This is a genomic window from Pseudomonas rhizophila, from assembly GCF_003033885.1.
GTDB lineage: Bacteria > Pseudomonadota > Gammaproteobacteria > Pseudomonadales > Pseudomonadaceae > Aquipseudomonas > Aquipseudomonas rhizophila.
Genome location: NZ_CP024081.1, coordinates 937,555 through 961,309 on the forward strand (window position 1 = coordinate 937,555; position 23,755 = coordinate 961,309).

27 protein-coding genes are annotated in these 23,755 nt (G+C 61.1%); 12 read left to right on the forward strand and 15 right to left on the reverse strand.

Features of this window, described 5'->3' with window-relative positions; all coding sequences use genetic code 11:
* Positions 1 to 117: 117 nt before the first annotated feature.
* The gene (locus CRX69_RS04375) at positions 118 to 762 is read right to left on the reverse strand and encodes a glutathione binding-like protein (RefSeq protein ID WP_047228414.1); all 645 of its coding nucleotides are present in this window, start codon (positions 760 to 762) and stop codon (positions 118 to 120) included.
* A 140-nt stretch (positions 763 to 902) separates the two neighbouring features.
* On the opposite strand from CRX69_RS04375, the gene CRX69_RS04380 reads away from it, so the two are divergent.
* Entirely contained in the window at positions 903 to 1,460 is a 558-nt protein-coding gene (locus tag CRX69_RS04380; RefSeq protein ID WP_107323232.1) for a cysteine hydrolase family protein, read from the forward strand.
* Positions 1,461 to 1,637: 177 nt separating this feature from the next.
* On the opposite strand, the gene CRX69_RS04385 is transcribed toward CRX69_RS04380, so the two are convergent.
* The 4 genes from CRX69_RS04385 to CRX69_RS04400 all read right to left on the reverse strand — a co-directional run bounded on the left by CRX69_RS04385 (position 1,638) and on the right by CRX69_RS04400 (position 3,388).
* Positions 1,638 to 1,841: an SEC-C metal-binding domain-containing protein gene (locus CRX69_RS04385; protein WP_047228413.1), complete on the reverse strand. Its 204-nt coding sequence runs from the start codon at positions 1,839 to 1,841 to the stop codon at positions 1,638 to 1,640.
* Positions 1,842 to 1,846: 5 nt separating this feature from the next.
* Complete coding sequence (locus CRX69_RS04390; protein ID WP_047228412.1) at positions 1,847 to 2,332, reverse strand: LEA/WHy family protein; 486 nt, start codon at positions 2,330 to 2,332, stop codon at positions 1,847 to 1,849.
* A gap of 67 nt (positions 2,333 to 2,399) precedes the next feature.
* Positions 2,400 to 2,876, reverse strand: coding sequence for a YchJ family protein (locus CRX69_RS04395; RefSeq protein ID WP_047228411.1), 477 nt, complete (start codon positions 2,874 to 2,876; stop codon positions 2,400 to 2,402).
* Positions 2,877 to 2,890: 14 nt separating this feature from the next.
* Positions 2,891 to 3,388 carry a DUF6231 family protein gene (locus CRX69_RS04400; protein WP_047228410.1) on the reverse strand — a complete coding sequence of 166 codons (498 nt, stop codon included), beginning with the start codon at positions 3,386 to 3,388 and terminating at the stop codon, positions 2,891 to 2,893.
* Between the two features lie 192 nt (positions 3,389 to 3,580).
* Here CRX69_RS04400 and CRX69_RS04405 point away from each other — a divergent pair, with 192 nt between their 5' ends.
* From CRX69_RS04405 to CRX69_RS04420, 4 genes are all read left to right on the forward strand, one after another.
* The gene (locus tag CRX69_RS04405; RefSeq protein ID WP_047228409.1) at positions 3,581 to 4,276 is read left to right on the forward strand and encodes a PA1041 family peptidoglycan-binding anchor lipoprotein; all 696 of its coding nucleotides are present in this window, start codon (positions 3,581 to 3,583) and stop codon (positions 4,274 to 4,276) included.
* Positions 4,277 to 4,366: 90 nt separating this feature from the next.
* A complete protein-coding gene (locus tag CRX69_RS04410; RefSeq protein ID WP_107321605.1) occupies positions 4,367 to 5,092 on the forward strand; it encodes a PA1041 family peptidoglycan-binding anchor lipoprotein in 726 nt (241 codons plus the stop codon).
* A gap of 144 nt (positions 5,093 to 5,236) precedes the next feature.
* On the forward strand, positions 5,237 to 5,509 hold the full coding sequence (locus CRX69_RS04415) for a DUF1145 domain-containing protein (protein ID WP_107321606.1): 273 nt from the start codon (positions 5,237 to 5,239) through the stop codon (positions 5,507 to 5,509).
* Positions 5,502 to 6,260: a hypothetical protein gene (locus tag CRX69_RS04420; RefSeq protein ID WP_107321607.1), complete on the forward strand. Its 759-nt coding sequence runs from the start codon at positions 5,502 to 5,504 to the stop codon at positions 6,258 to 6,260. The genes CRX69_RS04415 and CRX69_RS04420 overlap by 8 nt, the downstream gene beginning before the upstream one ends.
* A gap of 124 nt (positions 6,261 to 6,384) precedes the next feature.
* Here CRX69_RS04420 and CRX69_RS04425 read toward each other — a convergent pair whose 3' ends face one another.
* Positions 6,385 to 6,849, reverse strand: a complete 465-nt coding sequence (locus tag CRX69_RS04425) for a CopD family protein (RefSeq protein WP_047228405.1) — start codon at positions 6,847 to 6,849, stop codon at positions 6,385 to 6,387.
* A gap of 99 nt (positions 6,850 to 6,948) precedes the next feature.
* Here CRX69_RS04425 and dinG point away from each other — a divergent pair, with 99 nt between their 5' ends.
* From dinG to pdxH, 4 genes are all read left to right on the forward strand, one after another.
* Positions 6,949 to 9,093 (forward strand): ATP-dependent DNA helicase DinG, encoded by a 2,145-nt coding sequence (dinG, locus tag CRX69_RS04430; RefSeq protein ID WP_047228404.1) that lies wholly within the window; start codon positions 6,949 to 6,951, stop codon positions 9,091 to 9,093.
* Positions 9,094 to 9,254: 161 nt separating this feature from the next.
* A complete protein-coding gene (locus CRX69_RS04435) occupies positions 9,255 to 10,400 on the forward strand; it encodes a serine hydrolase domain-containing protein (protein WP_047228403.1) in 1,146 nt (381 codons plus the stop codon).
* 115 nt (positions 10,401 to 10,515) lie between these two features.
* Positions 10,516 to 11,628, forward strand: coding sequence for an OmpA family protein (locus tag CRX69_RS04440; protein ID WP_047228402.1), 1,113 nt, complete (start codon positions 10,516 to 10,518; stop codon positions 11,626 to 11,628).
* A 24-nt stretch (positions 11,629 to 11,652) separates the two neighbouring features.
* Positions 11,653 to 12,300: a pyridoxamine 5'-phosphate oxidase gene (gene pdxH / locus CRX69_RS04445; protein ID WP_047228401.1), complete on the forward strand. Its 648-nt coding sequence runs from the start codon at positions 11,653 to 11,655 to the stop codon at positions 12,298 to 12,300.
* Here the strand turns inward: pdxH and CRX69_RS04450 are convergent.
* Positions 12,297 to 12,533, reverse strand: a complete 237-nt coding sequence (locus CRX69_RS04450; protein ID WP_107321608.1) for a hypothetical protein — start codon at positions 12,531 to 12,533, stop codon at positions 12,297 to 12,299. The two genes, pdxH and CRX69_RS04450, sit on opposite strands and share 4 nt — an antisense overlap.
* 172 nt (positions 12,534 to 12,705) lie before the next feature.
* Between CRX69_RS04450 and CRX69_RS04455 the strand changes: the two genes are divergently transcribed.
* Positions 12,706 to 13,170, forward strand: coding sequence for an outer membrane lipoprotein (locus CRX69_RS04455; protein ID WP_047228399.1), 465 nt, complete (start codon positions 12,706 to 12,708; stop codon positions 13,168 to 13,170).
* Positions 13,171 to 14,228: 1,058 nt separating this feature from the next.
* Here CRX69_RS04455 and nhaA read toward each other — a convergent pair.
* Positions 14,229 to 15,419: a Na+/H+ antiporter NhaA gene (gene nhaA, locus CRX69_RS04465; RefSeq protein ID WP_047228398.1), complete on the reverse strand. Its 1,191-nt coding sequence runs from the start codon at positions 15,417 to 15,419 to the stop codon at positions 14,229 to 14,231.
* Between the two features lie 263 nt (positions 15,420 to 15,682).
* Between nhaA and CRX69_RS04470 the strand changes: the two genes are divergently transcribed.
* Positions 15,683 to 16,780 (forward strand): PLP-dependent cysteine synthase family protein, encoded by a 1,098-nt coding sequence (locus tag CRX69_RS04470; protein ID WP_171061417.1) that lies wholly within the window; start codon positions 15,683 to 15,685, stop codon positions 16,778 to 16,780.
* A gap of 154 nt (positions 16,781 to 16,934) precedes the next feature.
* Here CRX69_RS04470 and CRX69_RS04480 read toward each other — a convergent pair whose 3' ends face one another.
* The 3 genes from CRX69_RS04480 to CRX69_RS04490 form a co-directional block, all read right to left on the reverse strand.
* Complete coding sequence (locus CRX69_RS04480; protein WP_047228396.1) at positions 16,935 to 18,548, reverse strand: NAD(P)/FAD-dependent oxidoreductase; 1,614 nt, start codon at positions 18,546 to 18,548, stop codon at positions 16,935 to 16,937.
* A gap of 74 nt (positions 18,549 to 18,622) precedes the next feature.
* A complete protein-coding gene (locus tag CRX69_RS04485; protein WP_107323233.1) occupies positions 18,623 to 19,297 on the reverse strand; it encodes a COG3650 family protein in 675 nt (224 codons plus the stop codon).
* A gap of 59 nt (positions 19,298 to 19,356) precedes the next feature.
* A complete protein-coding gene (locus CRX69_RS04490; RefSeq protein WP_107321611.1) occupies positions 19,357 to 19,956 on the reverse strand; it encodes a short chain dehydrogenase in 600 nt (199 codons plus the stop codon).
* A 104-nt stretch (positions 19,957 to 20,060) separates the two neighbouring features.
* Here CRX69_RS04490 and CRX69_RS04495 point away from each other — a divergent pair, with 104 nt between their 5' ends.
* On the forward strand, positions 20,061 to 20,975 hold the full coding sequence (locus CRX69_RS04495) for a LysR family transcriptional regulator (protein ID WP_047228394.1): 915 nt from the start codon (positions 20,061 to 20,063) through the stop codon (positions 20,973 to 20,975).
* Positions 20,976 to 21,100: 125 nt separating this feature from the next.
* Here CRX69_RS04495 and CRX69_RS04500 read toward each other — a convergent pair whose 3' ends face one another.
* Genes CRX69_RS04500 through CRX69_RS04515 form a run of 4 tightly spaced genes read right to left on the reverse strand, consistent with a single transcriptional unit; the run spans position 21,101 to position 23,540 of the window.
* Entirely contained in the window at positions 21,101 to 21,577 is a 477-nt protein-coding gene (locus CRX69_RS04500; protein ID WP_107321612.1) for a DoxX family protein, read from the reverse strand.
* Positions 21,574 to 22,344 carry an HvfC/BufC N-terminal domain-containing protein gene (locus CRX69_RS04505; protein WP_107321613.1) on the reverse strand — a complete coding sequence of 257 codons (771 nt, stop codon included), beginning with the start codon at positions 22,342 to 22,344 and terminating at the stop codon, positions 21,574 to 21,576. The genes CRX69_RS04500 and CRX69_RS04505 overlap by 4 nt, the downstream gene beginning before the upstream one ends.
* Positions 22,341 to 23,210, reverse strand: coding sequence for an MNIO family bufferin maturase (gene bufB, locus CRX69_RS04510; protein WP_047228391.1), 870 nt, complete (start codon positions 23,208 to 23,210; stop codon positions 22,341 to 22,343). Before bufB ends, CRX69_RS04505 begins: the two co-directional genes overlap by 4 nt.
* Positions 23,211 to 23,234: 24 nt before the next feature.
* Positions 23,235 to 23,540: a BufA1 family periplasmic bufferin-type metallophore gene (locus CRX69_RS04515; protein WP_047228390.1), complete on the reverse strand. Its 306-nt coding sequence runs from the start codon at positions 23,538 to 23,540 to the stop codon at positions 23,235 to 23,237.
* Positions 23,541 to 23,755: the final 215 nt, after the last annotated feature.

A 23,755-nucleotide genomic window follows, 5' to 3' on the forward strand; every position in this document is an offset into this window, starting at 1 on the left:
TACGTTAGTGAGCAGGAGGAGGGCGCGCAAGCGGGGGCAGGGGTTATTTGTTGATTTGGCGATGAAAGCCTGCTGTGAGGCTTACCCACAGCAGGGTTTTGGGTGTATCAGGAGGGCTCAGGGCTTGGGCGGGTTGACCTTGTCCACCAGGGCATAGGCCTTGGCAGTGGCCGGGCGCTCCTTGATGCGATTGAACCAGCGCTGCACGTTCGGGAAGTCTTCCAGCCGCTGGCTTTGCCATTGGTGTGAAACGGTCCAGGGATAAATCGCCATGTCGGCAATGCTGTACTCGTTGCCCGCTACAAATTCACGGTCCGCCAGGCGGCGATCCAGCACACCATACAGACGAGCGGTTTCGTCGACATAGCGTTTGATCGCGTAGGGGATTTTTTCCGGGGCGAACCGGCTGAAGTGATGATTCTGCCCGGCCATCGGCCCCAGGCCGCCCATCTGCCAGAACAGCCACTGCAACACTTCTTGCCGTCCGCGCAAATTCTCTGGAATGAACTGGCCGGTTTTTTCCGCCAGGTACAGCAGGATCGCGCCCGACTCGAACAGCGAAATCGGCTCGCCACCATCGGCGGGTTTGTGGTCGATGATCGCCGGAATGCGGTTGTTGGGGGCGATTTTCAGGAAATCGGGCTTGAACTGCTCTGCCTGGCCGATGTTGATCGGGTGCACCTTGTAGGGCATGCCGGCTTCTTCAAGGAACAACGAGATTTTATGGCCGTTGGGCGTGGTCCAGTAATACAGGTCGATCATGGAGGGCTCCAGATAAGACAGCGTGATGGATGGACAACACATGACGGCGGGAGGTCGTCCTGATTGCCGAAAGGCTTGCCTGTAGGAAGAGGTGATGCTCAAGTGTGGAAAATTCAATGACCGAACACGAGAAAACCGGCATGGAGTTACAGAAAAACGCAGCGTTGATTCTTATCGATCAACAAAAAGGCATCCTTCACCCCAGGCTAGGCCCTCGCAACAACCCCGATGCGGAGCTGCGCATGCTCCAGTTGCTCGATTTCTGGCGACAATCGGCACGGCCGGTGATTCATGTCCACCATCTGTCCCGCTCGCCGGACTCAGTATTCTGGCCCGGGCAATCGGGCGTGGAGGTTCAGGAGCGGTTCGAGCCGTTAGCCGGGGAAAGGCTGGTTCAAAAGCAGGTGCCGGATGCGTTCTGCGGCACGCACCTGGAGACAGACTTGCGGGAAGCGGGGATTGAGCAATTGGTGATCGTGGGCGTGGCGACGAACAACTCAGTGGAGTCCACGGCGCGTACGGCCGGCAATCTGGGATTCGACACCTGGGTGGCCGAAGACGCGTGTTTTACCTTCGACAAGGCTGACTATTTTGGCCATGCCCGTTCGGCTGGCGAGGTCCATGCCATATCGCTGGGCAACTTGCATGGCGAGTATGCGACAGTGGTCAGCGTGAAGGAGATTCTTGCGGCGGGTTGAAACCGAGTGTGTGGGGTTGCCCCAGCCGGTATGGATTAGCCTCAAACGCCCCATCGCGAGCAGGCTCCCACAGGGCTCAGTGGTGAATCCGGATTTTGTGGTCGCCGCAGGCCCCTGTGGGAGCGAGCCTGCTCACGAGGACGATTCAACAGGCGAAGATAATCTTCGCCCGGATCATCAAGCGCCGTGGCACTTCTTGAATTTCTTGCCATTGCCGCACGGGCAAGGGTCGTTGCGGCCGACATCCTTCAGGGTGTTGCGCACCGGTTCCTGGTGGGCGTGGCCACAGTTGGGGCCATGGACATGTCCGTGATCATGATCGTGGTGATGGTCATGATCGTGGTTGCAGTCAGGGCCATGGACGTGGGGTTGCTGGGTCATCGGGGTTACTCCGCAATAAAATCGGCGGCGATTATCACGCCATTGCGCCTCAGGTGCACGTAGTGGGCGATGAATAAACCGGTTTCCAGCTCACCTTCCAGGCGATAGGGGATCTGCTGGCGGGGTTTTTCGAGCATTTTCACCAGCTTGCGTACCTGCGGCCACAGGTTGGTGCGGATCGGAACCCTGAAGTAGCGGCTATGCCCGGGACGCACCGTGAACCAGTGCTCGTGCTCTCCTTCGGTCAGCAACAGGTCGCCCAGATGAATGCGGTAGGTTATGCCGCGCACGGTCAAATCACTGTCGTCGGGGTTGTCCACACGAAAGTGCAGCATGAACTTCTGCTCCACCAGCCGCGCCCGTACCACCTCGACCTTGGTCAGATGCACCTGCGGTTCAGGGGCCTCATCACCTCGCCAGGACGCACAACTGCCGAGCCCGATGAACAGCAGCAGGCAGGTGATGCGCAGCAGATGTGATGAAAGGGTCATGTCCGTGCCTCTGGTTTATCCCAGTCTAGCCTGCTGGCGAGCGCAGCAGTGTCGGACGATTCCGATATCAGCGATTAAAGTAGCCTGCGCAGCACTTCTTGAATTTGTGCCCACTGCCGCACGGGCAGGTGTCGTTGCGTCCGGTCTTGACTGGCACTGTCGGGTCGATGAAGTACCAGCGTGCGCCGTTCTGTACGAAGGATGACTGTTCGCGGTGGCTGTGTTCCCCCTGGCCGTCGTGCCAGCGCGCGGTGAAGGTGACAAAGGCGTGTTCGGGTTGGCCACCGAATACTTCGCTGCTTTCCACCTCCAGTCCGAGCCATGTGCTTTTGGCGCTCCACTCGCTGATGGATTGGCGATCCAGGCCGTCCTGCTGGGCGGGCAAGGTCGTGGCCACCAGATAGTCCACCAATCCCAGCACGTAGGCACTATAACGCGAACGCATCAAGGCTTCGGCGCAGGGCGCCGGGTGACCATCGTGGTAATGGCCGCAGCAGGCGTCCAGTGGGTTGCCACTGCCGCACGGGCAAATGGTTGTGTGCATGCTTGTGTTCACGGCTACCACCAGTATTTTCCAAAGTTTTCCGGGTTGGCCCAAAAGCGTGAGTTGAGCCAGTCAGGGACTTGTTTGTATTCAAGCAGATCGTAGGTAAACAGGGTCAGCACCTGCTCCTCGCGCTGGAATCGCTCACTGGCCTGCAGGGCCAGGGAAAAGAAATCAGTTTCTTGCCAGCCGCAGGCATTGAGGTCCGCCAGCACGGCGATACGGCTGGCGTTGAGATTGCGGATGCCACCCAACAGGTTCAGACCGTCACGTTTGGGCAAATGCTCCAGGCAATCAAGCGCCAGGGCCAGGTCAAAACGTCGCGCCGCCACGTCCGCCGCAAGGGCGCCAGGGGCGGCGTGGACCACTTCAGTATCAGGATGCGCTTGCTGGAACGCCTCAAGGGCAGGGAAGCTGCTGGCCCCGATCAACAGCAGTTTTTTCGGGGCATAACGGTCCAGCACGGCAGCCAGGGCTTGCTGGGGCGTACGGGAAGAAATGGCAACGGTCATCGAAGTTCCTCTGTCAGAGCCGCCACGATAGCCTGCGCGGACCCCATGGCCTAGAGCGGTTTGTGCTTAAACGTATCGATCTACGGCAAATAGGGGGCAAAAACCGCGATAGCGTGATGCTGGCGCGGATGCGGAGTCGGGTCTTTACTCCCCTGAATCGGCGCAAAGCCGATCCCTCAAGGAGAAAACCCAATGAGCATAGTTCGCACAGCGTTACCCTTGGTTCTGCTGACCGGTGTGTTGACTGGTTGCGCAGGTTTGCAGAAAACCGATTGGCCGACCTGCGCGGCGGTTGGCGGTGTGACGGGCGCTGGATTGGGCGCCATCGAAAGCACCTCCTGGGCCGGCGGTGGTGCATTGTTTGTCGGCACCATGGCGGCGGCTTATTGCTGGGTGCATGGCGACGGCGATGAGGATGGCGATGGCGTGCCGGACAGCCGCGACAAATGCCCGGGCACGCCTAAGGGCGTGCAAGTCGATGCCGACGGCTGCCCGCCACCGGCACCGGCGCCGATGGTTGAAGAAGTCGTGGTGGTCCAGGAAGAAACCATTGTGATCCGTGACGTGCATTTCGAATTCGACAAGGCCACGCTGACGGCGGCAGACAAGGAGGTCCTGAGCACGATTGCAACCCGACTCAAACAGGAAACGTCCACCGCGCAACTGCGCGTCACCGGCCACACCGACAGCGTCGGCAGCGATGCCTATAACCAGCGCCTATCTGAACAACGGGCCAACGCGGTGGTGCAATACCTGGTTGAGAGCGGCGTGCCCCGTTCCAGCTTCGTTTCGGTGGAGGGTGCCGGTGAGAGCCAGCCGGTGGCGGACAACAGCACCGCCGATGGTCGGGCCATGAACCGCCGCACGGAGATCAAGATAAATCGCTGAAGCCCCCGTCATCCGCGGCTTGTACAGTCGCGGATGCGGGTCTTTACTCCTGTGTGACCGGTATGGGCCGGTAACACAGGAGCATTCACCATGAAGGTTCTACTCAGGGCCGCCTTACCGGTACTGCTGGCGGGCAGTCTATTGTCAGGTTGTGCCACTCACAGCGATGGCGGCGCACCGCTTAATCAACGCACCTGGCCAGTCTGTAGCTTGATCGGCGGTCTGGTTGGCGGCGGCCTGGGGGCCCTCGAAAGCAGCGGTTGGGCGGCGGGCGGTGCTGCGCTGGGGCTGTTGACCGGCGGCCTGATCTGCTACGCCCAGGATGGCGACGAGGACGATGACGGCGTGTTCGACCGCCGTGACCGTTGTCCCGACACGCCGGCCAATACCCCGGTTGAACATCACGGTTGCCCGTTGCCGCAATACCCGGCCAGCGCTCCGCCGGTTGAACCTCAGGCACCGGCCACTGAAGTGATCACCCTCAACGATGCCGGCAAGGTGCTGTTCGACTTCGATAAATCCGATCTCACTCAAGACGCGCGAAGCCAACTCGATGGGCTGATGAGCAAATTGAGTCATGCCAATGTCGCCAGTATTCGCGTGGTGGGGCACACCGACAGCGTCGGCACTGATGCCTACAACCAGGGGCTGTCCGAGCGCCGGGCAAGCAGCGTGGTGGAATATCTGCTTACCCAGGGGCTTTCGCCGGACAAGCTCACCAGTGAAGGCAAGGGTGAAAGCGAGCCGGTGGCCGACAACGAGACCGATGAGGGGCGGGCGCAGAATCGTCGGGTTGAGTTGCATATCCAGCGCTGAGCCGCGTGCCAGAGCCGTCGGGTCGCCAGTGGGGCGACCCGACGAGTCGAGATTTGCGTCAGATTAAATTTGCCCTGGCCTCTGGCTTATTCTGCGCGCAAGCCGTTACTGTGCGTGCAAAGAATAATACTTACCGGGGGATGTATGAAGCTGTTATGGGCGCTGGGGCGCTTGTTGACCCTGCTGTTCTGGCTGGTGGTGCTGGTCAACCTGGTCATGCCGTTCGTTCATCCGCTGCATCTGCTGGTCAATTTTGGCGCAGCGATGTTGCTGGCGATCCATTTGCTGGAACTGGTGTTGTTTCGAGCCAGCTTGCGCGGCCGGCCGGCTTCAGGCCGTGATCGCCTGCGAGTGCTGCTGTTCGGCATCTTCCACCTGCAAACCCTCCCGGTCGCCGCCGAGGCTTCCCATGCGTAAATTGTGTCTGCTTGTCGCACTCGTGTGCCCCTGGGCCAGTGCCCAAGTGATTCAGGTCGAAACCCATTCCTTGATGCGCCTGCCCAATACCACCAGCGCCCTGACACTGGAACGGCTGGAGGTGGCCGATTACGGCACGTTGCTGGTGCCTGCCAACGTCACTGAGTTGACCATTGGCCAACTGCACCTGGGGCGCGAAGCACGCATCGCCATCGTGCCTGGGCAACAGGCACTGCAGATAAAAGTTGCCGAGGGGGAGCTGGCCGACGGCAGTCAGATCACGGCTCGGGGCGCGCCCGGAACCTATACCAAAGCGGCACGACCGGGGCGTGATCTCAATCTGCGCTTCAATGCCTTGAATGCGCCATTGTTGTCGGTGGATGCCCGCGGTGGAACCGGTGCGCCAGGTTACGTGGGCCTCGACGGCGCCAACGGCCAGGCGCCGGGTTGTACGTGGGGGGCAGCCGGTCGCGGTGCCGACGGCAGCAATGGCAGCGATGGCCAGCCGGGTGCGGCGGGTGCGCAGGTGCGTCTCGAACTGCCCCGTGATTATCCCGATGAGCAGATCAAGGTTACGGTGGAGGGTGGCGCGGGCGGCGCCGCTGGAGCCGGAGGTAAACCCGGCGCTGGCGGCAAGGCCAAGGGGTGCTTCGTCTATACCGCCGACGGTGGCAAAAGCGGTCGCCCTGGTGCCGATGGCCAGCCAGGACCAGCCGGAGCAGCGGGGGCGGTGACGGTGCAGCGATTCTAAGAGGACTGAGCTCGAGACCTGTGGGAGCGAGCCTGCTCGCGTTGGCAGGGTATCAGTCAACCTTGATGTGACTGACCCACCGTTATCGCGAGCAGGCTCGCTCCCACCAGGGGATACGCTAAGTTCAGAACATCGGCCGCGCCGCGCCAATCGCCACCACCAGCAACCCGATCAACAGATTAATCCCCACCAACTGCCGGATTTTCCCCAGTACCGCCGCGCCCGTCGGCCAGTCCTGGGCTGCTACGGCCTTGCGCAGGGCCGGCAATTGCAATCCCTGGATGCGGATAAACAGCGCCGTCATCACCACATACAAGCCGATCATGATCTGCACATAACGTGGCGCGGTCTCGAAGCCGGCAAAGCGCATGTGGATCAAGCCCACGCCGCTGATCGGCAAAAGCACCACTGCGACCCAGACCCAAACGAAAAAACGCTGAAACACTTCTGTCCATAATTTGAGCCGGGCCGGCCCCTCAAGGGCCGCGATTGCGGCGGGGCGCAGGATCATCCAGGCGAAGAACATACCGCCGACCCAGACCAGGGCCGCCAGTAAATGCAGGGTGTAGACGAGGGCAAAGGGTGTCATTGAGTTACTCCGTTCTGCGCAGGATTGATTAGCGGGGTATGATAGCCGCCGATCCGAACCACTGAAAATTTATCCAGCGTTTTTAGCGCCCGACCATTCATGATCAGCACCGAACTCAAAACCACGATCCAGGGCGCCTATTCGCGTTTTCTCGAAGCCAAGAGCCTCAAGCCGCGATATGGCCAGCGCCTGATGATTGCCGAAGTGGCAAAAGTCCTGGGTGACATCGACACCGACGACGAAGGCCGGCGCAGTGGCGAGCCTGCCGTCGTGGCGGTGGAGGCCGGCACCGGCACCGGCAAGACCGTGGCCTACAGCCTGGCGGCAATCCCCACCGCCAAGGCCGCCGGCAAACGCCTGGTGATCGCCACGGCCACGATCGCCTTGCAGGAGCAGATCGTTTTCAAGGACCTGCCTGACCTGATGCGCAACAGCGGGCTGAATTTCAGCTTCGCCCTGGCCAAGGGCCGTGGGCGCTACATGTGCCTGTCCAAGCTCGACATGTTGCTCCAGGAAGGCCAGGCGCAGACCGCCACGGCCCAGTTGTTCGAGGAAGAAGGCTTCAAGATCGAAGTCGATGAGGCCAGTCAGAAGCTGTTTACCAGCATGATCGAAAAACTGGCCGGCAATAAATGGGACGGCGACCGCGACAGCTGGTCCACCGCCCTGGAAGACGCCGACTGGTCACGCCTGACTACCGATCACAGCCAGTGCACCAACCGTCATTGCCCGAACTTCGGCCAGTGCGCCTTTTACAAGGCCCGCGAAGGCATGGGCAAGGTCGACGTCATTGTCACCAACCACGACATGGTCCTGGCCGACCTGGCCCTGGGCGGTGGCGCGGTGCTGCCGGATCCGCGTGACACGATCTATGTGTTCGACGAAGGTCACCACCTGCCGGACAAGGCCATCGGCCATTTCGCCCATTACACCCGGCTGCGCTCCACCGCTGACTGGCTGGAAACCACCGCCAAGAACCTCACCAAGCTGTTGGCCCAACACCCGCTGCCGGGTGACCTGGGCAAGTTCATCGAGCAGGTGCCCGAGCTGGCCCGTGAAATCAAGACGAACCAGCAGTTCATGTTCAGTGCCTGCGAACAAGTGGCGGATTTCAAGCCCGGCGAAGACGTCGAGGGTCGTGATCGACCTCGCCATCGCTTTGTCGGCGGCGTCATACCCGAGCACATGCGCGAGATGGGCATCGAGCTCAAGAAAGGCTTTGCCCGTCTGACCGACCTGTTCACCCGTCTGACCGACCTGCTCAAGGAAGGCATGGATGGCGAGGTCAATATCGGTATCGCCAGCAACCAGGCCGAGGAGTGGTACCCGTTGTTCGGCAGTCTGCTGTCCCGCTCCCAGGGTAACTGGGAGTTGTGGACCGCGTTCACGACTGAAGACCCGGAAGACAACCCGCCGATGGCGCGTTGGTTGACCCTGGCCGAAAGCGGCTCGCTGTTCGACATCGAGGTCAATGCCAGCCCGATCCTGGCGGCGGAAATGCTGCGTCGCAACCTGTGGAATGTCGCCTACGGCGCGCTGGTGACTTCCGCCACGCTGACCGCCCTGGGCACGTTCGACCGTTTCCGCATGCGCGCCGGCCTGCCGAAAAAAGCCGTGACCGCCGTGGTTCCGAGCCCCTTCCATCATGCCGACGCCGGCGTGCTGCGGGTCCCGGACCTCAAGGCTGATCCGCGGGATGCCGCCGCCCACACCGCGGCGATTATTCGCGACCTGCCGGAACTGGTGGAAGGCTCGCGGGGCACCCTGGTGCTGTTTTCCTCGCGCAAACAGATGCAGGACGTGTTCGACGGCCTCGACCGCGACTGGCGCAAGCAAGTGTTCATCCAAGGCAACCTGTCCAAGCAGGAAACCCTGAACAAGCACAAAGCGCGGGTCGACGGCGGCGATTCCAGCGTGCTGTTCGGCCTGGCGAGTTTTGCCGAAGGCGTGGATTTGCCCGGTGCCTACTGTGAGCATGTGGTGATCGCCAAGATCCCGTTTTCGGTTCCGGACGACCCGGTGGAAGCCGCGTTGGCCGAATGGATCGAGGCCCGCGGTGGTAACCCGTTCATGGAGATCTCCGTGCCGGACGCCTCGCTGAAACTGGTCCAGGCCTGTGGTCGATTGCTGCGCACCGAAGAAGACCGCGGCACCATCACTTTGCTCGACCGCCGACTGGTGACCCAGCGCTACGGCAAGGCGATCCTCAACGCCCTGCCACCGTTTCGGCGGGAGATTTCCTAGACTCCCGGTGATTTTTGACTGAGGAGGTCTCTGTGGCGAGGGGATTTAGCGAAACGGGCAGTGTCAGTCCGGTCAGCCGTCTTGCGGCGGTTCCCAAAAACCTCAATGGCTGAAACAATGCAGGCCACTTCAAAAAAGTGTTTGTTTCAAGGGAGTTGCGGGTGCAGATTCAAGGCCATTATGAGCTTCAATTCGAGGCGGTGCGTGAAGCCTTCGCCGCGCTGTTCGACGATCCTCAGGAGCGCGGCGCGGCGTTGTGCATTCAGGTTGGTGGCCGCACGGTCATCGATCTGTGGGCCGGCACGGCCGACAAGGATGGCAGTGAGGCCTGGCACAGCGACACCATCGCCAATCTGTTTTCCTGCACCAAGACGTTCACCGCCGTCACCGCCCTGCAACTGGTGGCCGAAGGCAAGCTGCAACTGGACGCCCCTGTCGCCCGCTACTGGCCTGAGTTCGCGGCAGCCGGCAAGCAAGCCGTCACGCTCCGTCAGTTGCTTTGCCACCAGGCCGGGTTGCCGGCGTTACGTGAATTGCTGGCGCCCGAAGCACTTTATAACTGGCAGACCATGGTCGATGCTCTGGCCGCTGAAGCGCCCTGGTGGACGCCGGGTGACGGTCACGGCTACGCGGCGATCACTTATGGCTGGCTGGTCGGCGAACTGCTGCGCAGGGCTGACGGTCGTGGGCCGGGGGCATCCATCGTGGCCCGTATTGCCAAGCCGTTGGGCCTGGATTTTCACGTCGGCCTGGCTGATGAAGAGTTTCATCGCGTGGCCCACATCGCTCGCGGCAAAGGCAATGTGGGGGATGCGGCGGCCCAGCGCCTTTTACAAGTAACGATGCGCGAACCCACGGCCATGACTACCCGGGCCTTTACTAACCCGCCCTCGATCATGACCAGCACCAATAAGCCAGAGTGGCGGCGCATGGAACAACCGGCGGCCAACGGCCATGGTAACGCCCGTAGCCTGGCCGGGTTTTATGCCGGCCTGCTGGACGGCAGCCTGCTGGAGGGCGAAATGCTCGACGAACTGACTCGCCAGCACAGCTTCGGCGAGGACAAGACATTGTTGACCCAGACCCGTTTCGGCCTGGGTTGCATGCTCGATCAGCCGGATGTACCGAACGCGACCTACGGCCTCGGCCCTCGGGCATTCGGTCATCCTGGGGCGGGGGGCTCCATCGGTTTTGCCGACCCGGAGCACGATGTGGCTTTTGGCTTTGTGACAAACACCCTCGGGCCATACGTTTTGATGGATCCGCGGGCGCAGAACCTTGCGCGGGTACTTGCCACTTGTCTATAAAACGTTAGCGAAGGCGGCGGGCACAGGAACCTCGTGTTCCTTTCAGTTTCCAACCGTCTGTTTATGCGGCCCGAACATGGCCTTTGTTTTTTTTACATCATTTTGTGGATATCCAATGTCATTGAATAAATCTTTCGCTCTGGCGCTGTGCTTCGCTATCACCGGTTGCGCACAAACCCCACAAAATGATGCCGAGGGCGGCAGTGGCTGGTGGCCGTTCGGCGCCTCCGACAAGGTCGCGGCCAAAGAACCGACGTCAGCGGCGCCGCTGAAACCGGCTGCCGTCGCGCCACAAGCCAAGGCCGAGGGTGCCACTCACTGGTGGTGGCCGTTTTCTTCCGATGACGCCGCCGACGGCGTCGCCAAAAAAGTCGACGCCAAACCTGAAGTCAAGACGCCGGTTACCGTCGCCAAGGCTGAAGCTGAAAGCAACGGCAAGTGGTGGTGGCCATTCGGCGGTAAAGATCAGGAAACCGCCAAGACGGTGCCGATGCCGGATCCGAAAGTCACCCAGGCTTGGCTCGACGACTACGAGCCGAAATTGCGCACGGCCATCAAGGACAGCAAGCTCGAACTTGAACGCCGCGACGACGTGCTGGTGGTCACCGCACCGGTGGACGGCTCCTTCAACCCGGATCGTCCGGCCATGCTGCTGCCGGTGAGCCTCGGCCCGTTCACCCGCGTTGCGAAAATTCTGGAAGCTGATCCGAAAACAGCCGTGCTGATCCTCGGCCACGCCGACACGTCGGGCGCCGCGCCGGTCAACCTGAAGCTCAGCCAGGAACGCGCCCAATCCGTGGCGGCGATTTTCCGTCTCAGCGGCTTGCAGCGTGATCGCCTGATGCTGCGTGGCATGGGTTCGGTTGCGCCCCGTGCCGCCAATGACAGCGTTGAAGGTCGCGCTTTGAATCGTCGTGTCGAGCTGCTGGTCACGCCGCAAAACACCATGGTTGCGCTGCTGAGCAAGTACAACATGCCGGCCCCGGCGCCAGTAAGGTTGGTGGCGGTCCAGGACGTGAAACCTGCGGCTTTGGCGCCAGCGCCCGCGCCGGCGGCTAACAAGTCCAAGGCTGTTGCCAGCAAAAAAGCGCCGGCCAAGAAGGCTGTCGCCAAGGCTCCTGCCAAAAAAGCCCCGGCCAAGAAAGCGCCGGTGGCGAAGAAGCCGCAACCGACCAAAGCCGCTACCGATGCCAAGAAAGTCGCGGCTGCCGATGCATCCAAGCAGTGATGGGCTAACTACAAGGAACGCGCCATGACCCAGACGCTGGCTGATATGCGCCGCGACTACACCCGCGATGGCCTGACCGAGGCGCAGGCCCCGGCCGAGCCGTTCGCGCTGTTCCACCAGTGGTTCGCCGACGCGGTGAAAACCGAACAGGCGCCGGTGGAGGCCAACGCCATGACCTTGGCGACCGTGGATGCCGATGGGCGCCCGCACTGCCGGATCCTGCTGCTCAAGGGGCTCGATGCCCAAGGCTTCACGTTCTTCACCAACTACGAGAGCGCCAAGGGTCAGCAACTGGCCGCAAACCCGTTCGCGGCCATGACATTTTTCTGGCCGACGCTGGAGCGTCAGGTGCGTATCGAGGGCAAGGTGCAGAAGGTCACGGCGCAAGAGTCGGACGCCTATTATCAGGTACGGCCATTGGGCAGTCGCCTCGGGGCCTGGGCTTCACCTCAAAGCCGGGTGATTGCGGGTCGAGGTGAGCTGGAAGACTTGCTCAAGGCCACCGAACAACGCTTCAGTGACAGCCAGCCTCACTGCCCGGAGCATTGGGGGGGCTATCGTCTGCTGCCCGAGCGTATCGAATTCTGGCAGGGACGGGCCAGCCGTCTGCATGATCGCCTCAACTACCGCCTGCAAGAGGCGAGCTGGATCCGCGAGCGTCTGGCGCCTTAGCCCTGGGTATACCCTGCCGCCGCGGCCTGAAGCCATTGCGGCAGGTCGCGCCGCTTGATCCCTTGCTTCTGGGCGTGGGCCAATTGTTGCAGCATGTAAGTTTTTTTCAGCTCATCCTGCCCCGCCAAAGACAGCGCCAGATCGCGGTCCATCCAGCGTTTGATCCGCACGTACAGCCACCAATGAAAGTACAAACCGGCGACGGTGGTAGCGGCTATGATGAAATAATCCATGAGAAATCCTCAGGCCAGTGACGCGGATAGCGGAAATTGGCGCTACTGTTTGGGTGAATTTTTCGGGCGAGTCTGTATCCCACCTGAATGAAAACAATTTTATCCCGGCGAGGCCGTGACAGGCGTCAAGCTGCGGAGTTTAATGAATACCTGTCTTTTGGAGTTTGATGCTATGCGTAAGTCTGTTTTGCTGGTTGCTTCCTTTTCCACGATGGCGATGTTGCTCACTGGCTGTCAGTCGAGCCTGACCGGTGACTCCTATTCCCGTGACGAAGCGCGTCGCGTGCAGACGATTCGCATGGGGACCATTGAAGCCTTGCGTCCGGTCAAGATCGAAGGCACCAAGACCCCGATCGGCGGAGCGGCGGGTGCGGTGGTAGGTGGTGTGGGTGGCAGCGCCATCGGTGGTGGCCGTGGCAGTATCGTTGCTGCCGTGATCGGCGCCGTGGCCGGCGGCCTGATCGGCTCCGCGACCGAAGAAGGCCTGACCCGTACCCAGGGTGTGGAAATCACCGTTCGCGAAGACGACGGCAGCATGCGCGCCTATGTGCAGCAGGTTCAGGAAAACGAAGTGTTCCGTGTGGGTGAGCGGGTTCGTATTTCCACTGTGGATGGTACGAGCCGCGTATCGCACTAAGCTGGAATCGCTAAGAGAAAATCGCGCTTTTTCCTGAACGGGGAGGCGCGATTTTTTTTATGGCTTCGTTTCGGTGGGGGGCGGGGGTGTATATCCGTTTCTTCGGTGACGGCCACTGGCGGTTCCGCCCTTACGGCGGGTCACTTTCGAACAGCGCGAAAGTAACCAAAGCGCTTCTGCCCCACCACTCGGCACCTCGCTTAGGCTCGGTGTGCCTGAACGAAGGCATTGCTCCGTGGGCCGCCGCGAAGGGCCATCCATGGCCCAGCGCGGCTAACCCGGCATCCATGCCGGGTTGCCCACTGCGCAACGCCTGCGTTCAGCCAGCGTGGTTAACGGGGCGTCCAAGATCAACGTCCACCGCGAGGCGGCCTTATAGCCGGCCTGATTCTTGGTGGGACCGCGTTTCTCCTGTGGGAGCGGGCTTGCTCACGCAAGCGGTATCACAGTCGATGAAGATGTTGGGTGTGTTGGCCTTTTCGCGAACAAGCCCGCTCCCTCAGTGGTTCTGTGTTGGATATAAATTTGTGCTCACTGAAAGATCGAATGTGGGAGCGAGCCTGCTCGCGATGACGGCATCCAATTCAATCGCTATGTAACTGAACTATCGCAAGGCTGAGAAGGCGGCTACACAGTTGACGAAGATGTTGCATGTGTCGACCTCTTCGCGAGCAGGCTCGCTCCCACAGGAAAAACGCGATCATCAAAAAAAACAGGTCGGCTATAAGGCCGCCTCGCGGAGGATGTTGATCTCGGACGCCCCGTTAACCACGCTGGCCGAACGCAGGCATTGTGGAGTGGGTATCCCGGCATGGATGCCGGGATAGCCGCGCTGGGCCATGGATGGCCCTTCGCGGCGGGCCCACGGAGCAATGCCGGAGTGAGGGCACACCGAGCCTAGGCGAGGTGCCGAGTGGTGGGGCAAAGCGTTTTTGGTTACTTTTGGCGCTCTTCCAAAAGTGACCCGCTGTAAGAGCGGAACCATAAGTGGCCGTCACCGAAGAAACGGATATACACACCAATAAACACACAACAAACATCACCCCGATCAGGTAATTTTAGTTGGCTTTAAATGCAGTCTGCTTACGACTAGCCGCCGCTGTCACCGCATAACCCAGCAACGCCGCCAGGATCGAGCCAGTGAGAATACCCATCCGGTCCATACCGGCATACTCACTGGTACCGGGCGCGAACGCCAGGGAGCCGACGAACAGGCTCATGGTGAAGCCGATGCCGCACAGGATTGCCACGCCCAGTATCTGCCCCCAGTTGGCGCCGGCGGGCAGGCTGGCGATACCGATCTTGACCGCCAGCCAGGTCAGGCCGAAGACACCGACGGTCTTGCCCAGCAACAGGCCGATGGCGATGCCCATCGGCACGTGATGGGTGAAGCTCTCGACGGTGACGCCGCTCAGGGACAGGCCGGCGTTGGCGAAGGCGAAGAGCGGCAGGATGCCGTAGGCCACCCAGGGGTGCAGGGCATGTTCCAGGGTCAGCAGCGGCGAGGTCTCGGCATTTTTTGTGCGCAGCGGAATGCAGAACGCCAGTGTCACACCGGCCAGGGTGGCATGGACACCGCTCTTGAGTACGCAGACCCAGAGAATCAGGCCGACAACCATGTAGGGGCCGAGCTTGACCACTCCCGCGCGGTTCATCGCCACCAGCGCGGCGATGCAGGCGGCTGCCAATACCAGTGACAAGGTCGACAGGGCGCCCGAGTAGAAGATGGCAATGATGATAATGGCGCCCAGGTCGTCGATGATCGCCAGGGTCATCAAAAACAGCTTGAGCGACACGGGTACCCGTTTGCCCAGTAGGGCCAGCACGCCAAGGGCGAAGGCGATGTCGGTGGCCGTTGGAATCGCCCAGCCTGCGAGGGCGGCCGGATTGTCGCGGTTGAGGAACCAGTAGATCAGGGCGGGGACGACCATGCCACCGATCGCTGCCGCACCCGGCAAGACGATCTGCGAGGGTTTCGACAGCTGCCCGTCGAGAACCTCACGTTTGACTTCGAGGCCGATGAGCAGAAAGAACATGGCCATCAGGCCGTCGTTGATCCACAACAACGCCGGTTTGGCGATTTTCAGCGCCCCGATCTGGGCCACCACAGGGGTGTCCAGAAAGTCCGTATAGAGCCACGACAGCGGTGAGTTATTGAGTATCAGGGCCAGCACGGCGGCGGCGATCAATAGCAGGCCGCTGGCAGCTTCCAACTGAAGGAAACGGGTCAAAGTATTACGTAGAGGCACGGTTGCTCTCCATGGATCAAATCAAAAAGATGGTCCACCCTAACCGGTACTGTTAGTTGTTAAAACAAAAGTTATATTCTTTTTTGTTATATGTCGTTACAACGCATGCAACGCGTGGTCAGGCAGTGACAGGCCATATTGGACCTTAGCTGTACCTGTGCGCGATGTCGGTTTTTTCCTAAGCTTGCGACTGGTTTTTCCGAGACAAGTCGTGCCTGCCTGTACGTCAGGTTCCTCGCGTCGCATTGATCCAGTGAGAAGACATCATGAATGACCACCGCCAGTGGGCGCGTGAAGCGATCCGTATCATCGAGGCTGACTTCCAGCGCAGCGCCGACACCCATCTGATTCCACTGGCGCTGCCAGGGCTGCCGGGTATCGAGTTGTACTTCAAGGATGAGTCCAGCCACCCCACCGGCAGCCTCAAGCATCGACTCGCCCGCTCGCTGTTTCTCTACGCGCTGTGTAATGGCTGGCTCAAGCCTGGCGCCCCGGTGATCGAGGCTTCAAGCGGATCGACGGCCATTTCCGAGGCTTACTTCGCGAGGCTTTTGGGCTTGCCCTTTATTGCGGTGATGCCGGCGACCACCTCCCGGGAAAAAATCGCACAGATCGCCTTCTATGGTGGCCAGAGTCACCTGGTGGACGATCCTACGCAGATCTACGCCGAGTCCGAGCGTTTGGCCCGTGAGCATGACGGCCACTTCATCGACCAGTTCACCTACGCCGAGCGCGCCACGGACTGGCGCGCCAATAACAACATTGCCGAATCGATCTTCCAGCAGATGCGTTTCGAGCGGCATCCGGAGCCGAGCTGGCTGATTTCCAGCCCCGGCACCGGCGGCACCACCGCGACCCTGGGTCGTTACGTACGCTACCGCCAGCACTGTACCCGTGTGCTGTGTGCCGACGCCGAGCGTTCGGTGTTTTTCGACTATTACCGCAGCGGCGATGCGAGCCTGCGCCTGGATTGTGGTTCGCGGATCGAAGGTATCGGCCGGCCAAGGGTCGAAGCGTCGTTTTTGCCCAAGGTGATCGATGCGATGGTCAAAGTGCCAGATGCCTTGTCGCTGGCGGCCATGCACTACCTGGCCCAGCGATTGGGCCGACGGGTCGGCGGATCCAGCGGCACCAACCTGATCGGCGCGCTGATCGCCGCCAGGCAGATGGTGCAAGCAGGTGAGATGGGCTCGATCGTGGCAATCTTGTGTGACGGCGGTGAGCGCTATGCCACGACCTATTACGATCCGGCGTGGCTCAAGGCCCAGGGCTATGAGCTGAGTGGATTGATGGACGCCGTGGCGGCGAGTGTGGAGCGGGGTGAGGCGCTGCCGGAAAGTGTGCTCCGAGCCAATATCTGAACACTGGAAAACACTGAATTTCCTTGTGGCAGCGAGCTTGTGTGGGAGCTGGGCTTGCCCGCGATAGCATCACCTCGGTTCACCTGATAGACCGAGCTGCCTGCATCGCGGGCAAGCCCAGCTCCCACAAAGCTTCTCCCACAGTGGGTAGGGGTCAGGCCTTGAGGCCCAGGATATCCCGCGCCACCGCCTCGGCAATCCGGATTCCGTCCACGCCCGCCGAGAGAATCCCGCCCGCGTAGCCGGCGCCTTCGCCAGCCGGGAACAAGCCCTTGACGTTCAGGCTTTGCAACGTTTCGTCGCGGGTGATGCGCAGCGGCGACGAGGTGCGGGTTTCAATGCCGGTCAGCACGGCGTCATGCAGCGAGTAGCCGCGAATCTGCTTTTCGAACGCCGGCAGGGCTTCACGGATGGCTTCGATGGCGAAGTCGGGCAGGGCCAAGGCCAGGTCGCCCAAAGACACACCCGGCTTGTAGGACGGCTCGACGCTGCCCAGCGCCGTAGACGGTTTGCCGGCAATGAAGTCGCCCACCAGTTGTGCCGGGGCTTCGTAGTTGCTGCCACCGAGCACGAAAGCGTGGGATTCCAGACGCTCCTGCAATTCGATGCCCGCCAAGGGGCCGCCCGGGTAATCCACTTCAGGCGTAATGCCCACCACGATGCCGGAGTTGGCGTTGCGCTCGTTACGTGAATACTGGCTCATGCCGTTGGTCACGACGCGGTTCGGCTCGGAGGTGGCCGCCACTACGGTGCCGCCCGGGCACATGCAGAAGCTGTACACCGAGCGACCGTTCTTGGCGTGGTGCACCAGTTTGTAATCGGCGGCGCCAAGCTTCGGGTGGCCGGCATATTTGCCCAGGCGCGCGCTGTCGATCAGCGATTGCGGGTGTTCGATGCGGAAACCCACCGAGAACGGCTTGGCTTCCATGTACACGCCGCGGCCGTGGAGCATGCGGAACGTGTCCCGGGCGCTGTGGCCCAGGGCCAGAATCACATGTTTTGAATGAATACGTTCGCCACTGGCCAGTTCAACACCGACCAACTGGCCGTCCTCGATCAACACATCCGTGACCCGCTGCTGGAAGCGAACTTCGCCGCCCAGGGCGCGAATCTGCTCACGCATGTTTTCCACGACGCCTGTCAGACGGAACGTACCGATGTGCGGCTTGCTGACGTAGAGGATTTCTTCCGGCGCGCCGGCCTTGACGAATTCGTGCAGGACTTTGCGACCCAGGAACTTGGGATCCTTGATCTGGCTGTAGAGCTTGCCGTCGGAGAACGTCCCCGCACCGCCTTCGCCGAACTGCACGTTGGATTCGGGATTGAGCACGCTTTTGCGCCACAGGCCCCAGGTGTCCTTGGTGCGCTGGCGCACTTCGGGGCCGCGCTCGAGGATGATCGGTTTGAAGCCCATCTGTGCCAGCAACATGGCGGCGAAGATCCCGCACGGGCCGAAGCCGACCACGATCGGCCGTTCGCTCAGGTCAGCCGGTGCCTGGCCCACCACTTTATAACTGACATCCGGCGCCTGGTTGACGTTACGGTCATCGGCGAACTTGCGCAGCAAGCCGGCTTCATCGCGCACCGTCAGGTCGATGGTGTAGATGAAGCACAGTTCGGAGGACTTCTTACGCGCGTCGTAGCTGCGTTTGAACAGGGTGAAGTCGAGCAGGTCATCGCTGGCGATGCCCAGGCGCTGCACGATGGCTGGGCGCAGGTCTTCTTCGGGATGGTCGATCGGCAGCTTGAGTTCGGTGATTCGTAACATGACAGGATCCGGTTCGCGGGACGCACAACTGCGCCAGGGCGTGAGCCGGCGATTATAAGCCAAAAAACTTCGAATCAGTCGTTACGCGCACCGCCGAAGTAAGCGCAGCCGCGCTGGACCTGACCGTTGACCCGCAGCTCGGCGCTCATGTGTTGCACGCTGCCGGTCACGCTGTCGACGCAGCGCTGGGGAGTGACCCAAAGCTCGACCTTCTGGCCGTTGGCTTCGGTGCCGAGATTGAAGCGGTCATCGCCCAGTTGTTCCTCAACGAAAGGCACTGCCAGAGGCGGCTGGCCCTCACGTTCGAGCACCAGGCCTTTGCCGCTGGCGTTCAGATTCCACTCGGGGCCATGGCCGGTGGCGCGCAGGAGCAGCCGCTTGAAGTCGGCGTCGTCGCAAGCGCTGCCCGAACGCTCCAGGCGATACAGCTGCTCAAGATTCAACTGGCTGTCGGTACCGGCCGCTGCGCTGGTGACGATATGGCCGCGCACATCGGCAAACAGTTTGCCCTGATCATCGGCCAGGCTGGCGGCCTGTTGCAGTACGCTGGTGCCGCCGCTGTCGTTGACGATGTAGCGACGCTGCTCCTGGCAGGGCTGGAACATCAGCTTGCCATCGGCCGCCGTAAGTTCGCCCTGCATGCGCATCTGGCCGGCATGGGAAACGCTCTGGGGTGGAGCGTCGAGCAACTGGCAGCCGGCGAAAAGCGGCAGGAGGGCGACAAACAGCAGGGAACGGGCGGCACGCATCATTGAGTCTCCAGACAAGTGCCGCCACGTTACGCAGACTGATCCTGCATCACAAGAGGTCAACCGACGTGAAAGGTCTGGCCAGTCTGCAGGCCTTCGACACTCTTGGCGTAGGCCAATGCGACATCGGCGGCTGGTACCGGCTTATAGCCACGGAAGTACGGGGCATAGTTGTCCATGGCTTCGAGCAGCACGTTCGGACTCACCGAGTTGACCCGCAAGCCCCGGGGCAATTCGATTGCCGCGGCACGCACGAAACTGTCCAGGGCACCGTTGACCAGCGCCGCCGACGCACCGCTTCTGATCGGATCGTGGCTGAGCACGCCAGTGGTGAAGGTGAAGGACGCACCGTCATTGGCGAATTCGCGGCCGATCAGCAGCAGGTTGACCTGGCCCATCAGTTTGTCTTTCAAACCCAGGGTGAAGCTGTCCTGCGTCATCTCGTCCAAGGGCGCAAAGGTGACGTTGCCCGCGGCGCAGACCAGTGCATCGAAGCGACCGGTTTTCTCGAACAGGGCACGGATCGAAGAGCTGTCACTGATATCCACGTGCAGGTCGCCGCTGTGACGGCCGATGCGGACAATCTCGTGACGCGGCGACAGTTCTTTATCAATGGCCGAACCGATGGTGCCGCTGGCGCCGATCAACAGGATTTTCATTAGCTGTTCCTCAATGGGCTGGATGAGATTGCAGTCTAGAGAGGTTCTTTCTCTTGATAATCGCGGTAATAGGCAACCTTTGGTTTTCAATTGGAAACAATCCGATGAGCGAAATGGACGACCTGGCGGCGTTCGCCGTGTTGATCGAGGCCGGTAGTTTCACCCTGGCGGCCCAGCAATTGGGCTGCAGCAAGGGCCAGTTGTCCAAGCGCATCAGCCTGCTGGAGAGTCGGTTTTCGGTGGTGTTGCTACAGCGCACCACGCGGCGCTTGAGTCTCACGGCAGCGGGGGCGGCGTTATTGCCCCAGGCCCAGGCGTTATTGGTGCAGGTGCAAAGGGCGCGTCAGGCCCTGGCTCGCCTGAAGGATGAAATTTCCGGGCCGGTGCGTATGACGGTTCCGGTGTCGTTGGGCGAAACCTTCTTTGAGGGTTTGCTGACGGAGTTCGCCCAGCGCTACCCCGACGTGCAGATTGAACTGGAACTCAACAATGGCTACCGGGATCTGTCCCGTGATGGTTTCGACCTGGCGATCCGCTCCGACGCTGCCCTCGATGAGCGCCTGGTGGCGCGTCCGTTGCTGGCCTGGCATGAACTGACCTGCGCCAGCCCGGCCTACCTCGAACACTACGGCGAACCCCTGACGCCCCAGGGCCTGGTCGAACATCGTTGCTTGCTCAACAGTCATTACAGCGGCCGCGAAGAATGGCTCTATCACCAGCAACACGAATTGTTGCGGGTGCGGGTATCGGGACCGTTCGCCAGCAATCACTACAGCCTGCTGAAAAAAGCCGCCCTGGCCAACGCCGGGATCGCCCGGTTGCCGTCCTATCTGTTGCATGAGGAATTGGCTGACGGACGTTTGCGCTGGTTACTCAGGGATTTTCAGACCCGTCGCATGCCGATGTACCTCGTGCACCCGTACCAGGGCGGTTTGCCCAAGCGCACCCAGGTGCTGGCCGATTATCTGATCGACTGGTTCAAGCGCAGTGGCGAGGCGCTGGATCGGCTTCAGCGATAGCAAGGCATCACACGATCCTTGTGGGAGCGAGCCTGCTCGCGATAGCGGTGGGTCAGGCAACAATTGTGCTGAAGCTGACACTGCTATCGCGAGCAGGCTCGCTCCCACAGGAGTCCCGATCTTGATCAGCGAGCGTAGTGCCTGGCGATCAGGTGGTCGAGCGACAGCTTGCCCGGCCCGCGCGCCATCAGATAAAGCAGTACCGCCGCCCAGGTGCCATGGGTCGGATAGGCGTCGGGGTAGACGAACAGTTGAATGGTCAAGGTCATGCCCAGCAGGGCCAGGGCCGAGAAGCGTGTCGCCAGGCCAAACAGGATCAGGATCGGGAACACATGCTCGGCCGCTGCCGCCAGATGCGCTGCCAGTTCTGGCGACAACAGCGGCAAGGCGTATTCGCTTTTGAACAGGGGAATGGTTGAATCGGCCAATCGCGGCAGGCCGAGCTGGAAGGTGCCGTCGATCAGGTCGATGGCCAGGCCTTCGATTTTGGTCTGGCCGGATTTCCAGAACACCGCCGCGATGGAAAAGCGCCCAACGAAGGCGATCAGGCTGTGAGGGATTTTATCCAGCCATTCAATGGAGCGAGTGATCAGGGCGTTCATGGCAATACCTGCTCGGCTAACAGATGGGTGACGGCTTGATGGCTGATGAGCTGCGCCAGGGTGTGCTCCAGTTCCAGATCGCTGTCGCGCCTGGTTGCAGCATCAATGGCCGCGCCCAGGAAACAACCTTGCAGCAGGTCCTTGAGGAAATCATGGGCGCCGGGACTGATCGCAAACACCTCCACGTCCAGGTTGTTGCGCAGCACCAGGGCGCATTGCGGCGTGAAGGGGTCGACCGGCATGACGGGCTCTTGCTGATGGGCGGCCCAGATCGCCACCACGGCGAAGGGCGATTGCAACAGGTGCAGTGACGGGTGAAGACCGACCCTCAGATGATCATGGGATGCCGGCGATGACAGCACTTGCATGACCTGTTGTGCATCCATGGGCCGGGCGTTGGCGGCGTGCCAGGCTTGCACCTGCAGGCGCTCCAGTCGGGCGACATCCGCCAGATACGGCACGCTGGCGGCGGGTTCGAAATGTTCGATGAACCCGGCAAAGTCGGCACCGTAGTCACTCATGACTGGGCTTCGCGGTGCGGCGCACTGGACGTACATTCCGGCCATCGCGCCGAAGAACTCCTCGCCCACCAGTTGCGCCACCACCGGATAGTTGTCGGCCAGGGCATTGATCAATGAGCTGAGCACGTTGTTGCGATACACCGCGAACCGGCTCTCTGGATCGGCGCCCGTGGCGCAGGTCAAACCCTGCGGACAAGCTTTGCGCGGGTCGAGCAGGGCGGCGGCGAATTCGCTGTAGCGGCTCATGGCTGGACCCTGGCGGCGTTTAGTAGTTGATCGGCCTGACCGGCTTCGGCCAACAGCACTGCCAACGCCGGGATGCGGTTGTCGCGCTCGATCAGCGTGGCGACTGGCCCGGTCCGCGCCAGCGCCGTGCGATACAAGCGCCAGACCTCGTTATCGATTGGCGCACCGTGGTCATCGATCAGCAAACGCTCGCCCAGGCTGTCGGAGTCTTCGGCAAACCCGGCCAGATGAATTTCGCCGGTGGCCTGCAGGGGCAGGGCGTCGAGGTAAGCCTGGGGATCACGGCAATGGTTGATGCATGAAACGTAGACGTTGTTCACATCCAGCAGCAGTCCGCAGCCGGTGCGACGGATGACTTCACTGATGAAGTCAGGCTCGTCGAGGGTCGAGTCCTCGAACGCCAGATAAGTGGCCGGGTTTTCCAGCAGCAGCGTGCATTTGAGGCTGGACTGGACCTGATCGACGTGTTCGCAGACGCGCCTGAGCGTCGTTTCATCGTAGGCCAGGGGCAGCAGATCGTTGAGAAACACCGGGCCATGGCTGGACCAGGCCAGGTGTTCGGAAAAAGACTGGGGCTGATAGCGTTCGATCAGTGTGGCCAGGCGCTGCAAATGCGCAACATCCAGCGGCCCCTCTCCACCGATCGACAGGCCGACGCCGTGCAGTGACAGCGGATACTGTTCGCGTATCCGCCCCAGGAAGTGATGAAACGGCCCGCCGGCCACCATGTAGTTTTCCGCGTGCACTTCGAAGAAACCCAGATCCGGTCGGGTCTGGAGCACTTCACGAAAATGCTCAGTCTTGAGCCCCAGCCCCGCCCGCGGCGGTAGCCGGGTATCGAAGGCGAGGGAAGCGGTGTTCGACATGGCGGCAGGCCTCAGGCGGTGCGATCAGGACTTGGCTTTATAGGCTTCAAGCTGGCCGAAGCCGGTGGGCGAGGTTTCGCTTTTGAGGGTGGTGCAGGTGCCCTTGGGGACCGATTTCCAGGCGTTGGCCTGATAGTCCATTTTCGCGGTGCCGGCACAGGTAGTGCCAGCGCCGGCGGCGCAGTCGTTCTTGCCTTTGAGAGCGACACCGAAGCATTTTTCCATGGTGTCGTCGGCGGCATGGACAGTCGAGACGCCTGTCATGCTCAAGGCAGAGCCAAGTGCCAGGGCCAGGGCGGCGGCGGACAGGGTGCGGGTCGAAGCAGTCATGATGATTCTCCAGTTTCAGGAAATGAACCGGCGTTAGCGCCGGTCTGTTGAACTAGAGAGGGGGTGGAGGAATGCGTTACAGCAGGTTCTCGATTTTTTTTGTTTGTTTCGAAATCCATTGTGGCGAGGGGATTTAGCGAAACGTCGCACCGCCCCGTTGGGCTGCGAAGCAGTCCTAAAACCAGCTCCACAGTGAGTCAGGAAGATTGAGTTGC